This is a genomic window from Streptomyces sp. NPDC050610 (assembly GCF_040654875.1).
Lineage (GTDB): Bacteria > Actinomycetota > Actinomycetes > Streptomycetales > Streptomycetaceae > Streptomyces.
Map to the genome: position 1 here is coordinate 37,246 of NZ_JBFAIV010000021.1, position 19,732 is coordinate 56,977.

The following is a 19,732-nucleotide window of genomic DNA, read 5'->3' on the forward strand; positions in this document are numbered from 1 at the left end:
CCAGGAGCCGCACCGATCGGCCCGTAACCCGTATCAGGCCCAGGCCCAGGAACAGATCCAGACCCGCGCCCGTCCTCAGCCCGCACCCGGCTACCCGATCACCCGGCCCGGGACCGTATCCCGGCCGCCCACCCGTACCAGCCTGCCGCCGGACGTCCGAGGACATCCGGCGGCGGGCGGCAGGCGGCACGCGGCGCGGTCGGTCACAGCCGCCGCTCACCGGCCGGTCAGGCGCGACGCGCCTTCGTGGCCTTCTTCGCGGCGGTCTTCTTCGCGGCGGTCTTCTGTGCCGTGGCCGTCTTGGCGGTGGCCGTCTTCGCCCCCGCCTTGCCGGCGGCGGCCGCGGCCACCGTCTTCTTCTTCGCGGGCGCCTTCTTCGCCGCCTTCCGCGTCGCGGGCGGCGCCGCGTCGCTCACCCGGTCGCCCAGGAGGTCGCGCAGGAACTTGCCGGTGTGGCTGGCCGGAACCGCCGCGACCTCTTCAGGGGTGCCCTCGGCGATGACCAGTCCGCCGCCGCTGCCGCCCTCGGGGCCCATGTCGACGACCCAGTCCGCCGTCTTGATCACATCGAGGTTGTGCTCGATGACGATGACGGTGTTGCCCTTGTCGACCAGCCCGGACAGCACCTTGATCAACTTGCTGATGTCCTCGAAGTGCAGCCCGGTGGTGGGCTCGTCCAGGACGTAGACCGTACGGCCGGTCGACCGCTTCTGGAGCTCGCTGGCGAGCTTGACGCGCTGCGCCTCGCCGCCCGACAGCGTCGGGGCGGACTGCCCCAGCCGCACATAGCCGAGGCCGACCTCATGGAGCGTGCGCAAGTGGCGCGAGATCGTCGGCACCGACTCGAAGAAGTCGAGCGCCTCCTCGATGGGCATGTCCAGCACCTCGGCGATGGACTTGCCCTTGTAGTGCACCTCCAGGGTCTCCCGGTTGTAGCGCGCGCCGTGGCAGACCTCGCACGGCACGTACACGTCCGGCAGGAAGTTCATCTCGATCTTGATGGTGCCGTCGCCGGAGCAGTTCTCGCAGCGGCCGCCCTTGACGTTGAAGGAGAAGCGCCCCGGCAGATAGCCGCGGACCTTGGCCTCCATCGTCTCGGCGAAGAGCCTGCGCACATGGTCGAAGACGCCCGTGTACGTGGCCGGGTTGGAGCGCGGCGTACGGCCGATGGGCGACTGGTCGACGTGCACGACCTTGTCGACGAGGTCGTCGCCGTCCACCCGGGTGTGCCGGCCGGGCACGGACTTGGCGCCGTTCAGCTCGCGGGCCAGGTGGGTATAGAGGATGTCGTTGACCAGCGTCGACTTGCCGGAGCCGGAGACTCCGGTGACGGCGGTCAGCAGCCCGAGGGGGAAGGACACGTCGATGTCGCGCAGGTTGTTCTCGCGTGCGCCGTGCACCGTGAGCTGCCGCTCCACGTCCAGCGGCCGCCGGACGTCCGGGGTGGCGATGGCCCGCTTGCCGGCCAGGTACTGCCCGGTGACGGAGTCCTTGTTGCGCAGCAACTCCTTCAGCGAACCGCTGTGCACGACCTTGCCGCCGTGCTCGCCCGCGCCCGGACCGATGTCGACCACCCAGTCGGCGACCTTGATGGTGTCCTCGTCGTGCTCGACGACGATCAGGGTGTTGCCCATGTCGCGCAGGCGCACGAGGGTCTCGATGAGCCGGTGGTTGTCGCGCTGGTGCAGCCCGATGGACGGCTCGTCCAGCACGTACAGCACGCCGACCAGGCCGGAGCCGATCTGCGTGGCGAGCCGGATGCGCTGCGCCTCGCCGCCGGAGAGGGTGCCCGCCGCCCGGTTCAGCGACAGATAGTCGAGGCCGACGTCGACGAGGAACCGCAGCCGTTCGTTGACCTCCTTGAGCACGCGCTCGGCGATCTTCTTCTCGCGGGCGTTGAGCTTCATGCCCCGCAGGAAGTCCGCGCACTCGCTGATCGACATCGCGGAGACCTCCGCGATCGACTTCTGCTGCACCGTGACGGCGAGGACGATCGGCTTGAGGCGCGTCCCGTCGCAGGTGGGGCACGGCACCTCGCGCATGTAGCCCTCGAAGCGCTCACGGCTGGAGTCGCTCTCCGCCTCGGAGTGCCGCCGCTTCACGAACGGCACGGCGCCCTCGAAGGCGGTCGTGTAGGCGCGCTCCCGGCCGTAGCGGTTGCGGTAGCGGACCTCGATCTGGGTCTTGTGGCCGTTCAGCAGGGCCTTCTTGGCGCGCTGGGGCAGACCGGCCCAGGGGATGTCCATCCGGAAGCCGAGCTCGGCGGCGAGCGCGCCGACCAGCCGGTTGAAGTAGTCCTTGGTGTGCCCGTGCGACCAGGGGTTGATGGCGCCCTCTTCGAGGGTCTTGTCCTCGTCGGGGATGATCAGCTCGGGGTCGACCTCCATGCGGGTGCCGATACCGGTGCAGTCCGGGCAGGCGCCGAAGGGCGAGTTGAAGGAGAAGGAGCGCGGCTCCAGCTCCTCGAAGGACAGGTCGTCGTACGGGCAGTAGAGGTGCTCGGAGTACATCCGCTCGCGCTCGGGGTCGTCCTCGGCGAGATCCACGAAGTCGAGGATCACCATGCCGCCGGAGAGCCCGAGCGCGGTCTCGACCGAGTCGGTGAGCCGCCGCTTGGCGCTGTCCTTCACCGTCAGGCGGTCGATGACCACCTCGATGGTGTGCTTCTCCTGCTTCTTGAGCTTGGGCGGCTCGGCGAGCTGGATCGTCTGGCCGTCCACCCGGGCCCTGCTGTAGCCCTTGGTCTGGAGGTCGGAGAAGAGATCGACGAACTCGCCCTTGCGCTCGCGCACCAGCGGGGACAGCACCTGGAAGCGGCTGCCCTCGGGCAGCTCCAGCACCTTGTCCACGATGGCCTGCGGCGACTGCCGGGAGATCGGGCGGCCGCACTCGGGGCAGTGCGGCTTGCCGATGCGGGCGAAGAGGAGCCGGAGGTAGTCGTAGACCTCCGTGATCGTGCCGACCGTGGAGCGCGGGTTGCGCGAGGTCGACTTCTGATCGATGGACACCGCCGGGGAGAGCCCCTCGATGAAGTCCACATCGGGCTTGTCCATCTGGCCCAGGAACTGGCGGGCGTAGGAGGAGAGCGACTCGACGTAGCGACGCTGCCCCTCGGCGAAGATCGTGTCGAACGCGAGGGAGGACTTGCCCGACCCCGAAAGCCCGGTGAAGACAATGAGGGAGTCACGGGGGAGGTCGAGCGAGACGTTCTTGAGGTTGTGCTCGCGAGCGCCACGGACGATGAGACGGTCGGCCACGCCGGTAGGCACCTTTCTTGAGAGCTGCGGGGTGCGCCGCACCCCGGACCCAGGGTATGGGGGCGTCGCTCGGATGTCGTTTCTCGTGCCTCCCCCGAGCCTATAGCACGCACATTCGATTCACGGCCGCTGCCGACCACCTTCACCCGAATGGGTGGCCGCCGCTAGGGTGCCGATCATGAGCGATTTCGCATCCGACACCGCCGCCGTACAGGCCGCCACCGAACGCCTCCTCGCCGGGGCCGGCGCCCTGGACGACGCGGGAGCCGCCGCCCCGTCGCTGCTCCCCGGCTGGACCCGGGGCCATGTGTTCGCGCACGTCGCCCGCAACGCCGACGCCATCACCAACCTCCTCACCTGGGCCCGTACGGACGTCAAGACGCCGATGTACCTCAGCACCGAGGCCCGCGACGCCGACATCGAGCGCGACTGCGCGCGCCCGCTGGCAGCCCACCTCGACGACCTCCGCGCCAGCGCCGCCCGCCTCGACGAGGCCGCGACGGCCGTGCCCGAGGAGCGCTGGGAGTACGTCGTGGAGATGCGCAACGGCGTCATGGAGCGGGCGGCCATGCTGCCGTTCCGCCGCCTCGTGGAGGTCGAGCTGCACCACGTGGACCTCGGCATCGGCTACGGGCTGGACGACCTGCCGGACTCCTTCGTCGCGCGGGAGATCGCCTTCATGAGCGACGTGAAGCTCGCGGGCCGCGCCGGGGTGCCCGCGCTGCGGCTGGAAACCCCCGACGGGAGCAGCCGGCGCACGGGCCGCGAGGACGGCGACGTCACCACCGTCACGGGCTCCCCCGCCGAGCTGCTCGGCTGGCTCGTCGGCCGCGCGGACGGGGCCGGGCTCACGGTCCGGGGCGCTTCCTCCGGCGGCCTGCTGCCCGCGCTCCCGCCGCTATAGGGTTGACGACATGACGTACAGCGGAGCGGTGAAGGTCGGCGGACCGGCGGACGTGCACGAGCTGACCGAGCTGATGATCTCGAAGGTCGCGGTCGGCCCGATGGACAACAACGCCTATCTGCTGCGCTGCCGCGCGACGGACGAGCAGTTGCTGATCGACGCCGCCGCGGAGCCGGCGACCCTGCTGAACCTGATCGGCGACAGCGGCATCGCCTCGGTGGTCACCACCCACCGGCACGGCGACCACTGGGGAGCGCTGCGCGAGGTGGTGGACGCCACCGGCGCCCGCACCTACGCCGGGCGCCACGACGCCGAGGGCATCCCGGTGCCGACCGACGTGCCCGTCGAGGACGGCGACACGATCCGGGTGGGCCAGGTCGAGCTGACCGCCCGCCACCTCGTGGGGCACACGCCGGGCAGCATCGCCCTGGTCTACGACGACCCGCACGGCCACCCGCACCTGTTCACGGGCGACTGCCTCTTCCCCGGCGGCGTCGGCAACACCTGGGGCGACCCCGAAGCCTTCGGCCGGCTGCTCGACGACGTCGAGCACAAGCTGATGGCCGCGCTCCCCGACGAGACCTGGGTCTACCCCGGCCACGGCGGCGACACCACCCTCGGCGCCGAGCGTCCGCACCTCGCGGAGTGGCGCGAGCGCGGCTGGTGACGCCCTCTCAGCAGAGGACCGAGGCGCGGCGGGAGTTGCTGTACGAGCAGGAGTCGGCCTTCGACCCGTTCGACTTGCGCAGCGTCGCCGTGTCCCGGTCGTTGTTCCAGACGTAGGCCCGGCGGTCCTGGTAGCGGTTGGCCGCGGTGTCGCCGCCCCGGCCGGTGCGCACCTTCACCGACTTCCCGGCGCCCAGGGTGTAGGAGCCGAACTTGTACTGGTGACGGGAGGCGTCCGTCAGCGTCCAGTTCCTCAGGTTCACGGCGCGGCTCGTCGAGTTCTTGATCCGCACCCATTCGGCGTTGAGGCTGGAGTTGGAACGGGTGTCCTTGCCGGGGCTGTTGTAGTAGATCTCCGTGATGTGCACGGAGGGCGCGACGGACGCGGCGGACGCCGGCGACGCGGCGAACAGAGTCGCCGCGGCCGTGCCCGTCGCCAAGACGGTGGCTGCTATGCGGTGGTGCATGGGTCCCCCCTCGGAACAAGCGGCGCCGACTGCGGGCCGCCGCGCACCACGGTAGTGGCGCGGCGGCCGGACGGCCCCGCTCCGGAGGAGGCGTAACGATCCGGCACCCGCCCGGCCCGGGCCGGTCAGACTCCGAGGCTGTCCTTGCGCTCCGCCGCCTCCGCCTGGGCCTGCTTCTTCGAGGCCCGCAGGCTGGTGATCGTGGTGACGATCAGGACCGCGCAGATGACGCCGAGCGAGACGGGGATGCTGATCTCGGGGACGTTCAGACCGGATTCGTGCAGCGCGTGCAGGATCAGCTTCACCCCGATGAAGCCGAGGATGACCGACAGGCCGTACGAGAGGTGGACCAGCTTCTTCAGCAGGCCGCCGATGAGGAAGTACAGCTGGCGCAGGCCCATGAGGGCGAACGCGTTGGCGGTGAAGACGATGTACGGGTCCTGGGTGAGGCCGAAGATCGCCGGGATGGAGTCGAGGGCGAAGAGGATGTCGGTGGTGCCGATCGCCAGCATGACGACCAGCATCGGCGTCATCAGCCGCTTGCCGTTCTCGGCGATGAACAGCTTGGTGCCGTGGTACGCGCTGGTGGAGGGAACGCGCCGCTCGACCGCCTTGAGCAGGCGGTTCTCCTCGAACTCCTCGTCCTCTTCGTCGCTCCGCGCGTCCTGGATCAGCTTCCAGGCCGTCCAGATCAGGAACGCGCCGAAGAGGTAGAAGATCCAGGAGAAATTGGCGATGATCGCGGCGCCCGCGCCGATGAAGATCGCCCGCAGGACGAGCGCGATGAGCACGCCGACCATCAGCACCCGCTGCTGGTAGATCGGCGGTACCGCGAACTTGGCCATGATCAGCACGAAGACGAAGAGGTTGTCGACGCTCAGCGACTTCTCGGTGATGTACCCGGCGAAGAACTCGCCCGACGGCTGACCGCCGCCGAAGAGGAAGAGGCCGAGCCCGAAGACCGCCGCGAGGGCGACCCAGACGACCGTCCAGACGGCGGCCTCCTTGATGGAGACCGCGTGCGGTTTGCGGCCGCCGATGAAGAAGTCGGCGGCGATCAGGGCGCACAGCCCGACGATCGTCAGCACCCACACGTTCAGGGAAACATCCACTGCGGCTCCTCCGGCAGAGTCGTACGGCACTCACAGCGTCGTCGCTGCCGGAGGCCCCGGTCCGTCGACACGCCAGCCGTGACCTCCACACCCCAGAGAGTACAGGAACAGCCAAGAACAGGTAAAGGAAAAGGCAAATCAGCAGGTCAGCGGCGGTGGGCCTGCAATGCCTGGCCAACCTGCCGGATCACCTGAACCAGCACCTCGCTCCCCGGCGGCACAGCCGGCGGATCGTACGTCCAGGCGTGCCCGACCCAGGGGTCGGCGAGGTGGTCGTCGGGGACCGGCGTGAGGCGCAGCAGCGCCCGCCACAGCGGATCGAGCACCGGCCCGTACTCCCGGGCGTCCTGCCGGTCGGCCACCATCATCAGATGGACGCCCACCGACGGCCCCTCGTCCGCGAGGTAGCGCAGCTGGTTGACGGCCCGGTCGTCGAAGCCGTGCGGGAAGTCGTTGACGATCAGCAGCTGTTCAGCGGTGTCGAGATCGCGCGGCAGCGAGTCCACGGCGCCGCTGCGGACCGCCATCTGCACCAGATCGACCCGCTGCGTGAGCTTCGTCAGCGTCGCGGACACCCCCCGTGCACCGGCCGCCGGGGGCTCCCGGAGCGCGCCCGACCGCAGCAGCGGGGCGAGCGAGGCGCCCGCCGCCCCGGCCGGGTCGATCACCTGCACCGCGAAGTCGCCGACGGGATGGACCGCGAGCAGCCGCGCGGCGTGCGCCACCGCGGTGTCCATGGCCGCTTTGCGCACCTCGGCCGACGCCATCAGCGCCGCCTCCGGGGCGCCCGTACGGCCGCTGTCGATCCACAGCCCGCGCTCCAGCGGCAGCCGCATCAGCATGGGGATGCGCAGGTCATCGCGTTCCGGCAGGCGCAGATCGCCGAGGCGCAGAGCCATCGGGGCCTCGAACGGCACCTGGTAGCCCTGCCAGACGGGGCTGTCCCACCGGGCGTAGGCGGGCGGCAGCGCGTGCTCGACGACGTCGGACTCGGCGGCGAGCCGGCCGAGGTCGCGGTCGAGGACGGCGCGGGCCTGCGCCACGAGCCCGGCCTGCTTGCCGCGCGCCGCCTCGCGGGCGGCGTCGGCGGCCGGGCCGACGCGGGTGCGCGGGTCCGAGAGGACGCCGTCGATCTCCCGCTCCATCCGCGACTCCGCGAAGTCCACCGCGCCGCGGTACGCCGCGACCGTACGGGCCAGGTCCTCGAACATGCCCCAGACTTGGTTGTAGAGCCGCTCGTCCATCGTCCAGCCGCTGGCATCACCCGCCACGGGCCCGGCTGCGGGCCCCGCTGCGGACGTATCGGCCCGTTCCTCCCCGCCGGCGCGTTCGTCCGCTACGGCGTGCGGCGGGGCGAGCGGCGGCGCGGAGGACCGGCCGGGCGGCGGGGACTGGGGCGGTTTCGCGGACCGGCGCCCGGGATGCCGGTAGTCGACCGGACCGGAACCGGGCCCGGCCGCCTCGGGGGACTCGTTCTTGCCGCCCGGGCGCCGCGCCCGCTCGTCCTTGTCCCCGCCTCGGTCCTGGTGCCCGCCCCTGTCCTGGTCCCTGCCTCTGCCCTGGTCCCTGCCTCTGCCCTGGTCCCGCGAGGACCGCGGCGGCGGGGTGATCGAACGGGCCGCCCCCTGGTCCACCGCCGCCTCGATGGCGGCGGCCAGCTCGGCGGCGCCCGGGAGCCCCTGATCGTGCAGCATCGCGGCCAGCCCGCCCGCGTACCCCTGGCCCACGGCCCGTACCTTCCACGCGCCCTGCCTGCGATAGAGCTCCAGCGCGACGACCGCGGACTCGGAGTCCAGGTCGGTGATGGTGTAGCCGGCGACCTCGGTGCCGTCGAGGCCGGTGACGGCGACGAACGGCGCGGCCATCGCGCCGAAGCGCGCCGGGCCGCCCGCGCCGGACGGCAGCGCGAGCAGCACGCTGACCCGGTGGGCGGCTGCGGGGAGCGCGTCCAGATCCACGGCCAGCCGGTGGTCGGCGGCGGCCTGCTGGGACACTTCGAGGCCGGGGAGGTGCGGTGCGGCGGGGTGCGCCACCCACGCGGCGTCCGTGACCCGCCCCCGCTCGTCGCCGAGAACGGCCCCGGCCACGACCGGGCCGCCCGCCGAGACCCGGATCTCCAAACGGGTCTGAGGCAGTGGATGGTTCTGGCCCCGGACCAGTTCGGCCGTCATCGGCGCGCCCCCTCGCTATGTCGTTCGCGGCCGTGCCCGTCGCGCACGGCCATGCCCGCCGGCCCGGCGGTTCGCCTCCGCCGGGCCCCGGCCGGAGCCCCCGCCCCGGCCCGTTCCCACCGCTTACAGGCTGGGCAGGATCGCCGGCATCAGATCCTGGAAGGTGCGGCCGTTGGCCGGCACGCCGATCGCCGTCATCTGCCAGCCGCCGCCGGACCGGTGCACCTTCGCCATGATCTGCGCGGTGTACGCGCCGCCGCCGTCGAGGGTGTAGCGGGCCAGCTCCTGGCCGTTGGTCTCGTCCACCAGCCGGCAGAAGGCGTTCTTCACCTCGGCGAAGGTCTGGCCGGTGAACGAGTTCACCGTGAACACGATCTGGTCGATGTGCACCGGAACCCGCTGCAGATCGACGAGTATCGCCTCGTCGTCGCCGCCCTGTCCGGCGCCGCCGACCAGGTTGTCGCCGGTGTGCTGGACCGAACCGTCATTGCTGACGAGGTGGCGGAAGAACACTTCGTCGACCGGCTCCCCCTCGGCGAACAGCACCGCCGACGCGTCCAGGTCGATCTCCTTCGTGCGCGAGCCGAACAGGCCGCGGCGGGGAGCTGCCTGCCAGCCCAGCCCCATCCGCACCGCGGTCAGGGTGCCCCCGTCGGCCTTCTTCAGGCTGATGCCCTGGCCCTTGGCCAAGTTGACCGTCACGCGCTGTCCCCTTCTCGATGTACCGAGTGTCACCCGTGGCCGCGCGGTCGGCGCGGCCTCCTGGGAAAACCCTATGCACTGGCGCTCCCGGTGCCATCGGTCGGACGTGGTTTGTGGCGTTCTTGCAACACGCCCTTGAGACGACCCCCCGCACCACGTTCTCGCACCGCGTTCTCGCAGCGCGTCACGGCCGCCCGTCAGGCGATGCCCGCCTCCCTCATCTGCCGCAGCTCCTTCTTCAGCTCCCCCACCTCGTCGCGCAGCCGGGCCGCGACCTCGAACTGCAGCTCGGCCGCCGCGCTCCGCATCCGCTCCGTCATCTCCTCGATGATCTCGGCGAGCTCCGCGGCGGGGCGGTCCGTGAGCGGGGCGCCGCCCTTGCCGGCGCCCGCCGCCTTGCCGGACTTGCCGGACGCCGCGGGCACCGGGGCCTTGCCCTTGCTCTTGTCGCCCTGCCGGTAGCCAGTGCCCAGCAGCTCCTGGGTGTCGATCTCCTCGCGCGCGATGGTCGCGACGATGTCGCCGATCTTCTTCCGCAGCGGCTGCGGGTCGATCCCCTTCTCCTTGTTGTACGCGATCTGCTTCTCCCGGCGGCGATTGGTCTCCTCGATCGCCTTCTCCATCGCCGGGGTGACCTTGTCCGCGTACATATGGACCTGGCCGGAGACGTTGCGCGCCGCGCGTCCGATGGTCTGGATCAGCGAGGTCCCGGAGCGCAGGAACCCTTCCTTGTCGGCGTCGAGGATCGCGACCAGGGAGACCTCGGGAAGGTCGAGCCCCTCGCGCAGCAGGTTGATGCCGACCAGCACGTCGTACTCGCCGGCCCGCAGCTCGCGCAGCAGCTCGATGCGGCGCAGGGTGTCGACGTCGCTGTGCAGATAGCGCACCTGGATGCCCAGCTCCAGGAAGTAGTCGGTGAGGTCCTCGGCCATCTTCTTGGTGAGGGTGGTCACCAGGACGCGCTCGTCCTTCTCCGTGCGCGTCCGGATCTCGTGCACCAGGTCGTCGATCTGCCCGTCCGTCGGCTTGACGACGACCTCGGGGTCGACGAGGCCGGTGGGACGGATGATCTGTTCGACGAAGCCGTCGCCGCGCGCGAGCTCGTACTTGCCGGGGGTGGCGGAGAGGTAGACGGTCTGGTCGATCCGCTCGACGAACTCCTCCCACTTGAGCGGCCGGTTGTCCATGGCGGACGGCAGCCGGAAGCCGTGCTCCACGAGGGTGCGCTTCCGGGAGGCGTCGCCCTCGTACATCGCGCCGATCTGCGGGACGGTGACGTGCGACTCGTCGATGACGAGGAGGAAGTCCTCCGGGAAGTAGTCGAGGAGGGTGTTGGGCGGCGAACCGGGTTCGCGGTCGTCCATGTGCAGCGAGTAGTTCTCGATGCCGGAGCAGGAGCCGATCTGGCGCATCATCTCGATGTCGTACGTCGTGCGCATCCGCAGCCGCTGGGCCTCCAGCAGCTTGCCCTGCTTCTCCATCTTGGCGAGGGTCTCCGCCAGCTCGGCCTCGATGCCCGCGACGGCCTTCTCCATGCGCTCCGGACCGGCGATGTAGTGGCTGGCCGGGAAGACGTACAGCTCCTGGTCGTCGGAGATCACCTCGCCGGTGAGCGGGTGGAGCGTGGAGAGCGCCTCGATCTCGTCCCCGAACATCTCGATGCGGACGGCGAGCTCCTCGTAGACCGGGAAGATCTCGATGGTGTCGCCCCGGACGCGGAAGGTGCCGCGGGTGAAGGCCACGTCGTTGCGGGTGTACTGGATCTCCACGAACCGGCGCAGCAGCTGGTCGCGGTCGATCTCCTCGCCGACCTTGAGCCGCACCATGCGGTCCACGTACTCCTGCGGGGTGCCCAGGCCGTAGATGCAGGAGACGGAGGCCACCACGACCACGTCCCGGCGGGTGAGCAGCGAGTTCGTCGCGGAGTGGCGCAGCCGCTCCACCTCCTCGTTGATCGAGGAGTCCTTCTCGATGTAGGTGTCCGACTGCGGTACGTACGCCTCGGGCTGGTAGTAGTCGTAGTACGAGACGAAATATTCGACCGCATTGTTGGGCAGCAGCTCCCGGAACTCGTTGGCGAGCTGGGCCGCGAGGGTCTTGTTCGGCGCCATGACCAGGGTGGGCCGCTGCAACTTCTCGATCATCCACGCGGTGGTCGCCGACTTGCCGGTACCGGTCGCACCGAGCAGCACTACATCTTTCTCACCTGCGCGAACGCGCCGCTCCAGCTCGGCGATGGCTGTCGGCTGATCGCCGCTGGGCTGGTAGGGGCTGACGACCTCGAAGGGCGCCACGGTGCGTTCGATCTTGGATACGGGCCGCATGGAACCACCGTACGACCCACCACTGACAACGGCCCGGCTGCCGGAGTCCGGAACCCGTCACGCGGCCGGACGAGAGGCGAAATATCCGCGAAGCCCGCCGATGCCGAGCGCGCTCGCCGAACATCGCGTACTTATCTTCTTGTACGCCACATCCGGGACGTTCCCGGCCCGGATCGGACGCCGCGAGGAGACCGTATGCAACTGCGCCCCGCCGTCGCCGTCGCCAGTGCGCTTCTGGGCATGTCCGCGCTGCTCACCGGACCCGCCGACGCCCGCGCCACCCCCCATTCGCCCGAACCCCTCGTCATCGGCCACCGCGGCTCGCCCGTCAGCGCGCCCGAGAACACCCTCGCCTCCGTCGACGTCGCCGCCCGCCTCGGCATCACCTGGGTCGAGAACGACGTCCAGCGGACCAAGGACGGCGCGCTGGTCGTCCTGCACGACACCACGCTCAGCCGGACGACCGACGCCGAGCAGCGCTATCCGAACCGGTCGCCGTGGCGGGTGGCGGACTTCACGCTCGCCGAGATCGAGCGGCTCGACGCGGGCAGCTGGTTCGACCGCCGGTTCGCCGGACAGCGCGTACCAACCCTCGGCCGCTACCTCGACCGCGTCGAGCGCAACCGCCAGAACCTCCTCATGGAGGTCAAGGCGCCGGAGCTCTACCCCGGAATCGAGCGCCGGATCACGTCGGAGCTGCGCCGCCGGGGCTGGCTCGACCGGGGGCACGTGGCCCACCGGCTGGTCCTCCAGAGCTTCGACGCGGCCTCGCTGCGGACCCTCCACCGGCTCCGCCCCGATCTGACGCTCGGGTTCCTCGGCGCCCCGAAGGCCGCCGAGCTCCGCTCGTACGCGGCGTACGCCGATCAGATCAACCCCAACCACAAGGCCGTCACGGCGCGCTACCTCCGCGCCGTCCACGCGCTCCGAGGTCCGCACGGCCGCCCCCTGCGGCTCTCCGCGTGGACCGTCGACGACGCCTGCGCCGCGCGGTCCCTGGCCCGTATGGGCGTGGACGGCCTCATCACCAACAAGCCGGCGGAGATCCGCGACGCCCTCGGCGACGGGGCGCGGCGTTCCCCAGGGGCCGCCGGGCCGCCCGTCCGGGTACCGGCCGCGGCCTGAGCCGGCGCGCAGCGGGGGCGGGACCGCAGGGCCTACGCTGCTCGTGTGACAGACACAGAGGGCCCCGACGGCTCCGCATCGGCGCCGGAGCACGGTACGGCCGAGAGCGCCGCGGTCCGGTCCTGGTCCTGGGCGACGCTGGAGAGCTCCATCGGCGCGCTGGGGATCGCCACCACGGCCGAGGGGCTGCTCAACGTCGTCTTCGACGCCCGCGAGGAGCACGCGTCGCAGGCCGTGGAGCGGCTGACCCGCCGCCTCGGCACCGGGCCCGCGGCGGCGGGGGCGGCCCGCGACCCGCTGGCGGAGGCGGAGAGCCAGCTCGGGGCCTACTTCGACGGACGGCTGCGGGCGTTCACCGTGCCGCTGGACTGGTCGCTCACCGGCGGCTTCAACCGCCGGGTGCTGCGCGCGCTCGCCGCCCATGTCCCGTACGGCACGGTCGTCGGCTACCAGGACCTCGCCCACCGCGTCGGCGATCCCGGGGCCGCCCGCGCCGTGGGGACGGCGATGGGCGCCAACCCGCTGCCGGTCGTCGTCCCGTGCCACCGGGTGATCGAGAGCGGCGGCGGCCTCGGCGGTTTCGGCGGGGGCCTGGAGGTCAAGCGCGCCCTGCTGGCCTTGGAGGGCGTCCTGCCGGAGCCGCTCTTCTGAGGCGGTCCCGGAGCGGCGCCGGCGCGCTCGCCCGGCCGATTGTCAGTGGCAGCCCCTAGCGTTCTCCAGCAGTAGAGGTCGGCCGCTGGTGGCCGCCCTGGGAGAGGGGTATGCCGTGACACAGGCGTCGGGCGACAGGACGTATCTGGAGCTGTCACAGGACGGCGGCGGGGCGCACAAGTTCTATGAGGTGACCGTGGACGGGGTCACCGTCTCCGTCCGGTACGGACGGATCGGCGCCGCGGGCCAGTTGCAGACGTCCTCCTTCCCCACCACCGAGAAGGCGCGGGCCGCGGCGGCGAAGAAGATCGGCGAGAAGGTCCGCAAGGGGTACGCGCCGGCCGTGCAGGGCGGGCGCGCCGCCCGGTCCGTGACGCGCCGTCAGGTCAGCTCCGCGCCGTCGACGGCGCGCGCCGTGGCCCCGGTGCTGTGGCGGTTCCGTACGGATTCCGCGGCGTTCGGCATCCACATCGACCAGGACCGCTGCTGGGTGGGCAACCAGTCCGGCGACGTCTACACCCTCGCGCACGACGGCGAGGTGCTCTCCCGCTACCGGCTGCCGGACGGCGTCAAGTGCCTGGTGGCGGACGACTTCTGGATCTACGCGGGCTGCGACGACGGCACGGTCTACGACCTGTCCTCCAAGCTCCCCTTCGCCGCCTATCAGATCGCGGCGGACGTGGACATCTTCTGGCTGGACGTCCACGAGGGGGTGCTCAACGTGGCGGACCGGAACGGCGGTCTGACGGTCATCGACCACGAGGACGAGTACCAGTGGTCGCGCAAGAGCGCCGGCGCGCACGCCTGGATGGTGCGCCGCGACGAGCGGGCCGTCTACCACGGCCACACCCAGGGCGTGACCGCGTACGCCCACGACGGCGGCGGCGAGTTGTGGCGCTCGAAGACCACCGGCGCGGTGCTGTTCGGCTGGCAGGAGGACGACGCGGTCTACGCGGGCACCAGCCACCACGTCGTCCAGCGCCTGTCGAAGGCGACGGGCCGCACGGAGGCCGCTTACCCGTGCGACACCACGGTCTACTCCTGCGCCACCGCCCCCGGCGGGCGGTACGTCTTCGCGGGCGACTCCGCCGCGTCCGTGTACTGCTTCGCGGCGGACGGCACCCGGCTGTGGAAGCTGGGCACCGGCGGCGGTTCGGCGCTGTCGATGCAGTACCTCGACGAGAAGCTCTACATGGTCACCACGGACGGCTCGCTGGTGTGCGTCGACGCGACGGAGGCCGCGATCGCCGCCGCGCGGACCGGCACCGTTCCGGTCCCCGTGGACGTCAAGTCGGCCGAGGCGCTGCCCACTTACGCGCCGACGACCACGCTGGCGACCGTGACGGCCGCCCCGGCGTCGGGCGTCGTCGTCGAGTGCGTCGAGGAGGCCGGCCGGCTCCGGGTGCACGTCGTCTCCGGAGGCTACGAACCCTTGTGGAACGTCCAGTTCCCGCGCCAGATACGCGAGCCCGGCGTCCGTTACGTGGTGGACGCGCTCGCCCCCGCTCCGGGCGGCTTCTACCGTGTCCGCGGCGAGATCAAGCGCCTGCTGTGAATCCGCTCCACGCCGGACGGCGCGGGTCGTCGGCCCGTACGACCACCTGGGCCGCGTCCTCGGGTCGCACTTCGTCCGCGTAGCGCGCGAACGCGGGTACGGTCCAGGCTTCCGCCTCGTCCGTGTGCCGCGCCAGCGCGGCGGGAGACATCCGCAGGTGCACCGCGAGGTCGAAGGGGAACCAGTGCCCGAGGAGGAGCGGGCCGTGCACGATCACCACACCCCCGGGCGGCACCGTCAGGTACGGGCTCCGCGTCGCCCGGTCCGTCACGGGGTCCCGGAGATCGGGCAGCACCCGCCCGCTCCCGCCGGGCTCCAGCGGGGCGAACACCTCGCGGTGGAGCGCGCCGGCGTCGAGCCACAGGTCGTAGTACGCGTCGGCGTCCTGGCGCCCGTATTCGAAGCGCAGCGAGGCGGCCCGCAGGAATCCGCCGGTCCCGATGACGGCCACCGGCCGCCCACGGGCCCGCAGCTCCTCGGCCATGCCTCGCGCCAGCTCCGCGGGCCGGGCGGCGGGAGCGCCGTCGACGGCGACCCGCAGCCAGGGGCTGCCGTCCTCCGCTTCCGCCGTCGCGATCCGCTCCACAAGCGCTTGCGTCAATCGCGTCCACGAGATCGCTTCCCACCACACGGACCCATGATGCACGCCGGGTCCCGACGGGAGGGGCCCGGGCCCGCTGCCGGGCCGCCGGTCTTCCGCGAGCGTCCCTCGGCCCGCGGGGTTCAGTGCGGCGACGCCGCCGGGTCGTCGCGCTGCCGCAGGGCTGTCAGGGCGTCCGCCGGGTCCTCTTCAGCGGGGCCCGCCGGCCACCAGTCCGGGTCGGGGCCAGGGTCCGCCTCGTAGGGGTACCAGCGGCCGTCGTGGCCGAAGCGGAGCTGGAGGCCGCGGGCGTCGTCGGTGAGGTGGTTGTGGCGGGGGCGCAGCGGCGGCAGGCCGGCGGCGGCCAGGGCGGGGCGGGCCCGGTCGAAGGGGCCGGCCGGCGGGTTCCAGGCGGTTTCGAGGAGCGTCAGGCCCTCCAGTCCGCCCTGCCGCCAGGCGGCCACCGCGCGGGCCACGTCCGTCGGGGTGCGGCCGGTTCCGGCGGCGAGGCTCCGGTAGAGGGTGCGGGTGGTGGCGGTCAGTCCGGAGGTGGGCCGGGTGGCGGCGAGCCGGACCGCGTCCTGCCAGGGGGTGAGGCCGGGGTGCGGGTCGCTGCCCGTGGTGAGGAAGGCGTGGGCGCGGGCGGCCGCGTCCGTGGCCAGCAGGTCGAGCGCCGCCGGGTCCACGGGCAGCCGGCCGGCGGGCGGGAGCGCCGGCGGTATGCCGGGGCGCGGCGGGACGGGGAGCGGCTCCGGGAGGGCCGCGAGGGCGGTCCCCCGCGGGGCGGAGAGGGCGGTAAGGGCGTCGATGCCCGCGCGTGCCGCCGGTGACTCACGGGAGGCGTGGGCCGCGTTGCGGCGGGCGAGGTCGTCGAGGAGCGCGCGCTCGTCGCGGCCCCGCATCAGCAAGAGGACGAGCGGGTCCGCGTCCAGCAGCCGGGCGGCCTCGTAGCAGAGGGCTGCCGCGTGTTTGCAGGGGTGCCCCCGGTCGGGGCAGGAGCACCGCGGCACCAGGTCGCCGGGGCCCGGCAGCAGCCGCACACCGGCCTCGGCGGCGGCGTCGACGAGCGCGTGCGGCATGTCCTTGTCGAGGAGGGCCGCGAGGTGCGACGGCTGGGCGGCCACGGCGCTCAGGAAGCGGTCCCAGTCGGCGTCGGAGAAGACGCCCAGTTCGATGCCGGTGCGGTACGGGCGCGGGCGGCTGCCGTCGACGCGGGCCCCGATGCGGCCGGGCGTGACGGTGATGTCGTGGACGTGGCCTCCGCGCGCGTAGACGCGACCCCGGGAGAGCCGGCCGGTGTCGAGCGACGCGCTCTCCAGGGCTTCGATCCAGGCGTTGCCCCACCAGGACTCGGCGAAGGTCATCGCGGCCTCCTCAGGGTCACCAGCTCGGCGAGTTCCGCGTCGCTCAGCTCGGTCAGCGCCGACTCGCCGCCGCTGAGGACCGCGTCGGCCAGCGCGCGCTTCGCCTCCAGCATCTCGGCGACGCGGTCCTCGACCGTGCCTTCGGTGACGAGGCGGTGGACCTGCACGGGCTGGGTCTGGCCGATGCGGTACGCGCGGTCGGTCGCCTGGTCCTCGACCGCCGGGTTCCACCAGCGGTCGTAGTGCACGACATGGCTCGCGCGGGTGAGGTTGAGCCCCGTGCCGGCCGCCTTCAGGGACAGCAGGAAGACGGGGACCTCGCCGGACTGGAAGCGGTCCACGAGCTGTTCGCGCTGCCCGACCGGGGTGCCTCCGTGCAGCAGTTGGGACGGCACGCCGCGCGCCGTCAGGTGGGCGGAGAGCAGCCGGGCCATCTCCACGTACTGCGTGAAGACCAGGACCGATCCGCCCTCGGAGAGGATGGTGTCCAGCAGTTCGTCGAGCAGTTCCAGCTTCCCCGAACGGCCGGCCAGCCGCTCGCCGCCCTCCTTCAGATACTGGGCGGGGTGGTTGCAGACCTGCTTCAGCGCCGTGAGCAGCTTCATCACCAGGCCGCGCCGCGCCATGCCCTCGGCCCCCTCGATGTTCACGAGGGTCTCTCTGACGACGGCCTCGTAGAGGGCGGCCTGTTCGCGCAGCAGCGCCACCGGCTGGTCGGTCTCCGTCTTGGGCGGCAGCTCGGGGGCGATGCCCGGATCGGATTTCTTCCGGCGCAGCAGGAAGGGCGCGACGATGCGGGCCAGCCGCTCGACGGCCTCCTGGGCCTGTTCGTCGCCCTCGCCGCTCTCGATGGCCCGTGCGTGGCGGGCCCGGAAGTTCTTGAGGGAGCCCAGCAGCCCGGGGGTGGTCCAGTCCAGGAGCGCCCACAGTTCGGAGAGGTTGTTCTCCACGGGGGTGCCGGTGAGGGCGATCCGGGCGGTGGAGGGGATCGTGCGCAGCGCCACGGCGGTGGACGCGTACGGGTTCTTCACGTGCTGCGCCTCGTCCGCCACCACCAGCCCCCAGGGGCGTGCGGCGAGCTCCTCGGCGCTGGAGCGCATCGTGCCGTATGTGGTGAGCACGAAGCCCCCGGCCAGGTCGTCCAGGGTCCGGCCTGAGCCGTGGAAGCGGCGTACGGGGACGCCGGGCGCGAAGCGTTCGATCTCGCGCTGCCAGTTGCCGAGCAGGGAGGCCGGGCAGATCACCAGCGTGGGGTCGTCGGGCGCGCGGTGCAGGTGGAGGGCGATGACGGTGATCGTCTTGCCGAGCCCCATGTCGTCGGCGAGGCAGCCGCCGAGGCCGAGCGAGGTGATCCGGTCGAGCCACCCGAGTCCGCGCAGCTGGTAGTCGCGGAGGGTGGCGCGCAGCCCGGGCGGCTGGACGGCGGGCTTGGCCTCGGCGGTGAGCCGGTCGCGCAGGACGGCGAGCGCCCCGACCGGGACGGCCGCGATCTGTTCGCCGTCGACCTCGGCGGTGCCCGTGAGCGCCATGGAGAGGGCTTCGGCGGGGTCGAGCCGCCCCAGGTCGCGCTTGCGGGCCTTGCGTACGAGCGCGGGGTCGACCAGCACCCACTGGTCGCGGAGGCGGACGACGGGCCGGTGCGCTTCGGCGAGCGCGTCCATCTCCTGTTCGGTGAGCGGGGAGCCGCCGATCGCCAATTGCCAGCGGAATTCGAGGATCTGTTCCGCGTCGAAGAAGCTCGGTTCGTCGGACGCGGTGCCCGGGGCGATCCGTACGACCGCGCGGGCGGTCATCTCGCGGGCCAGTTCCCTGGGCCAGTGGACGGCTACCCCGGCCGCCGACAGGCGGTGTGCGGCCATGCCGAGCAGTTCGTTCAGCTCGTCCTCGTCGAGCGTCAGCACGTCGGGCACGGGACGCTCCAGGAGGCGGCCGAGCGGCGGCCAGACGCGGGCGGCGCGCCGGAGCGAAAGAACGGTGTCGATACGGGCGCGCGCCCCGAAATGCTCCCCCGCGCGCCCTTCCCACAGCGCGGCCGCGTCCGTGAGCAGGGTGGGGTCGGTGAGGCTGTGGACCTGGACCACGGCCGCCGCGAGCGCGCCGTCCTCTTCGTAGAGGTCGTACGCGCGCAGGTCCAGGCGGAGCGAGATCCGCACCCCGCCGTCCGTCCCGGCGGCGGCCTCCGCGGCCCACTCGCGCAGCGCGGGCAGCTGGTGCGCGGTGCGCGCGGCGTACGGCTCACCGGCCGCGAGGGGCGCCGCGGGCGTCCGCGGCAGGGTGTCCGCGACCGCGTCCAGCAGCGCCCGTACGAGGCCGTCGGGGTCCGGGAGCCGCGGCGGCCCGGAGCCGGGCAGCGGCGCCGCGTACGCCTCGACGGGCATGGCCGCGACGACTGCCCGCAGATGCGCGAGATCTTCGGTGTCCAGCGGCCCCGCCCGCCAAGTGTCCGCGTCGGCCTCGGTCAGCCCGGGCAGCAGCCTGCCGCGGGCCACGAGCTGGAGTCCGTGCAGCACCGCGGCGCCCCAGCAGGCGGCCGCGGGATGGGCCGAGGGGTCGTGGCGGGCGCGGGCCAGCAGGGGGACGGCCTGCGCCAGGGGGAGCACGAGTGCGGGCACCGTGCGCCGTTCTACGCCGTCTTCGCGCCGGCGCACGACGGTCAGCTCGGTGCGCTCCCCCGCCACCGCGGCCGGAAGGTCGTCGCCGTCCGGCCGCCAGAAGGCGAAGCCGCCCTCGCGCGGCGGTTCGCCGGGCAGGAAGACGGCGGCGCAGCGCGCCATCGGACCGGCATGCGCGCCCCGGTCGGAGGCGCCGTGAGAACCGTCCGCACCGGCCTGACCGGCCGCGGCACCCGCCAAGG

14 protein-coding genes are annotated in these 19,732 nt (G+C 72.3%); 5 read left to right on the forward strand and 9 right to left on the reverse strand.

Annotated elements, in window-relative coordinates; genetic code table 11:
• Positions 1-227: 227 nt before the first annotated feature.
• A complete protein-coding gene (gene uvrA / locus AB0I22_RS24620) occupies positions 228-3,257 on the reverse strand; it encodes an excinuclease ABC subunit UvrA (RefSeq protein ID WP_363133050.1) in 3,030 nt (1,009 codons plus the stop codon).
• Positions 3,258-3,435: 178 nt separating this feature from the next.
• On the opposite strand from uvrA, the gene AB0I22_RS24625 reads away from it, so the two are divergent.
• Both AB0I22_RS24625 and AB0I22_RS24630 read left to right on the forward strand, forming a co-directional pair.
• Positions 3,436-4,161 (forward strand): maleylpyruvate isomerase family mycothiol-dependent enzyme, encoded by a 726-nt coding sequence (locus AB0I22_RS24625; protein ID WP_363133051.1) that lies wholly within the window; start codon positions 3,436-3,438, stop codon positions 4,159-4,161.
• A 10-nt stretch (positions 4,162-4,171) separates the two neighbouring features.
• On the forward strand, positions 4,172-4,828 hold the full coding sequence (locus AB0I22_RS24630; RefSeq protein WP_363133052.1) for an MBL fold metallo-hydrolase: 657 nt from the start codon (positions 4,172-4,174) through the stop codon (positions 4,826-4,828).
• 7 nt (positions 4,829-4,835) lie between these two features.
• Here AB0I22_RS24630 and AB0I22_RS24635 read toward each other — a convergent pair whose 3' ends face one another.
• The 5 genes from AB0I22_RS24635 to uvrB form a co-directional block, all read right to left on the reverse strand.
• Positions 4,836-5,294: a lamin tail domain-containing protein gene (locus AB0I22_RS24635; RefSeq protein ID WP_363133053.1), complete on the reverse strand. Its 459-nt coding sequence runs from the start codon at positions 5,292-5,294 to the stop codon at positions 4,836-4,838.
• Between the two features lie 125 nt (positions 5,295-5,419).
• Positions 5,420-6,406 carry a TerC family protein gene (locus tag AB0I22_RS24640; protein ID WP_363133054.1) on the reverse strand — a complete coding sequence of 329 codons (987 nt, stop codon included), beginning with the start codon at positions 6,404-6,406 and terminating at the stop codon, positions 5,420-5,422.
• A gap of 146 nt (positions 6,407-6,552) precedes the next feature.
• Positions 6,553-8,577 carry a TerD family protein gene (locus tag AB0I22_RS24645; protein ID WP_363133055.1) on the reverse strand — a complete coding sequence of 675 codons (2,025 nt, stop codon included), beginning with the start codon at positions 8,575-8,577 and terminating at the stop codon, positions 6,553-6,555.
• Between the two features lie 123 nt (positions 8,578-8,700).
• Entirely contained in the window at positions 8,701-9,279 is a 579-nt protein-coding gene (locus AB0I22_RS24650) for a TerD family protein (protein WP_363133056.1), read from the reverse strand.
• Positions 9,280-9,476: 197 nt separating this feature from the next.
• Positions 9,477-11,603 (reverse strand): excinuclease ABC subunit UvrB, encoded by a 2,127-nt coding sequence (gene uvrB, locus AB0I22_RS24655; RefSeq protein WP_363133057.1) that lies wholly within the window; start codon positions 11,601-11,603, stop codon positions 9,477-9,479.
• A gap of 195 nt (positions 11,604-11,798) precedes the next feature.
• Here uvrB and AB0I22_RS24660 point away from each other — a divergent pair, with 195 nt between their 5' ends.
• The 3 genes from AB0I22_RS24660 to AB0I22_RS24670 all read left to right on the forward strand — a co-directional run bounded on the left by AB0I22_RS24660 (position 11,799) and on the right by AB0I22_RS24670 (position 14,934).
• Positions 11,799-12,728, forward strand: coding sequence for a glycerophosphodiester phosphodiesterase family protein (locus AB0I22_RS24660; RefSeq protein WP_363133058.1), 930 nt, complete (start codon positions 11,799-11,801; stop codon positions 12,726-12,728).
• A gap of 138 nt (positions 12,729-12,866) precedes the next feature.
• Positions 12,867-13,379, forward strand: a complete 513-nt coding sequence (locus AB0I22_RS24665) for a methylated-DNA--[protein]-cysteine S-methyltransferase (protein ID WP_363133146.1) — start codon at positions 12,867-12,869, stop codon at positions 13,377-13,379.
• A 115-nt stretch (positions 13,380-13,494) separates the two neighbouring features.
• Positions 13,495-14,934, forward strand: coding sequence for a WGR domain-containing protein (locus tag AB0I22_RS24670; protein ID WP_363133059.1), 1,440 nt, complete (start codon positions 13,495-13,497; stop codon positions 14,932-14,934).
• Here the strand turns inward: AB0I22_RS24670 and AB0I22_RS24675 are convergent.
• The 3 genes from AB0I22_RS24675 to AB0I22_RS24685 form a co-directional block, all read right to left on the reverse strand.
• A complete protein-coding gene (locus AB0I22_RS24675) occupies positions 14,918-15,565 on the reverse strand; it encodes a uridine kinase (protein WP_363133060.1) in 648 nt (215 codons plus the stop codon). The two genes, AB0I22_RS24670 and AB0I22_RS24675, sit on opposite strands and share 17 nt — an antisense overlap.
• 92 nt (positions 15,566-15,657) lie before the next feature.
• Entirely contained in the window at positions 15,658-16,878 is a 1,221-nt protein-coding gene (locus AB0I22_RS24680; protein WP_363133061.1) for an SWIM zinc finger family protein, read from the reverse strand.
• On the reverse strand, positions 16,875-19,652 hold the full coding sequence (locus AB0I22_RS24685) for a DEAD/DEAH box helicase (protein WP_363133062.1): 2,778 nt from the start codon (positions 19,650-19,652) through the stop codon (positions 16,875-16,877). Before AB0I22_RS24685 ends, AB0I22_RS24680 begins: the two co-directional genes overlap by 4 nt.
• Between the last annotated feature and the right edge of the window lie 80 nt (positions 19,653-19,732).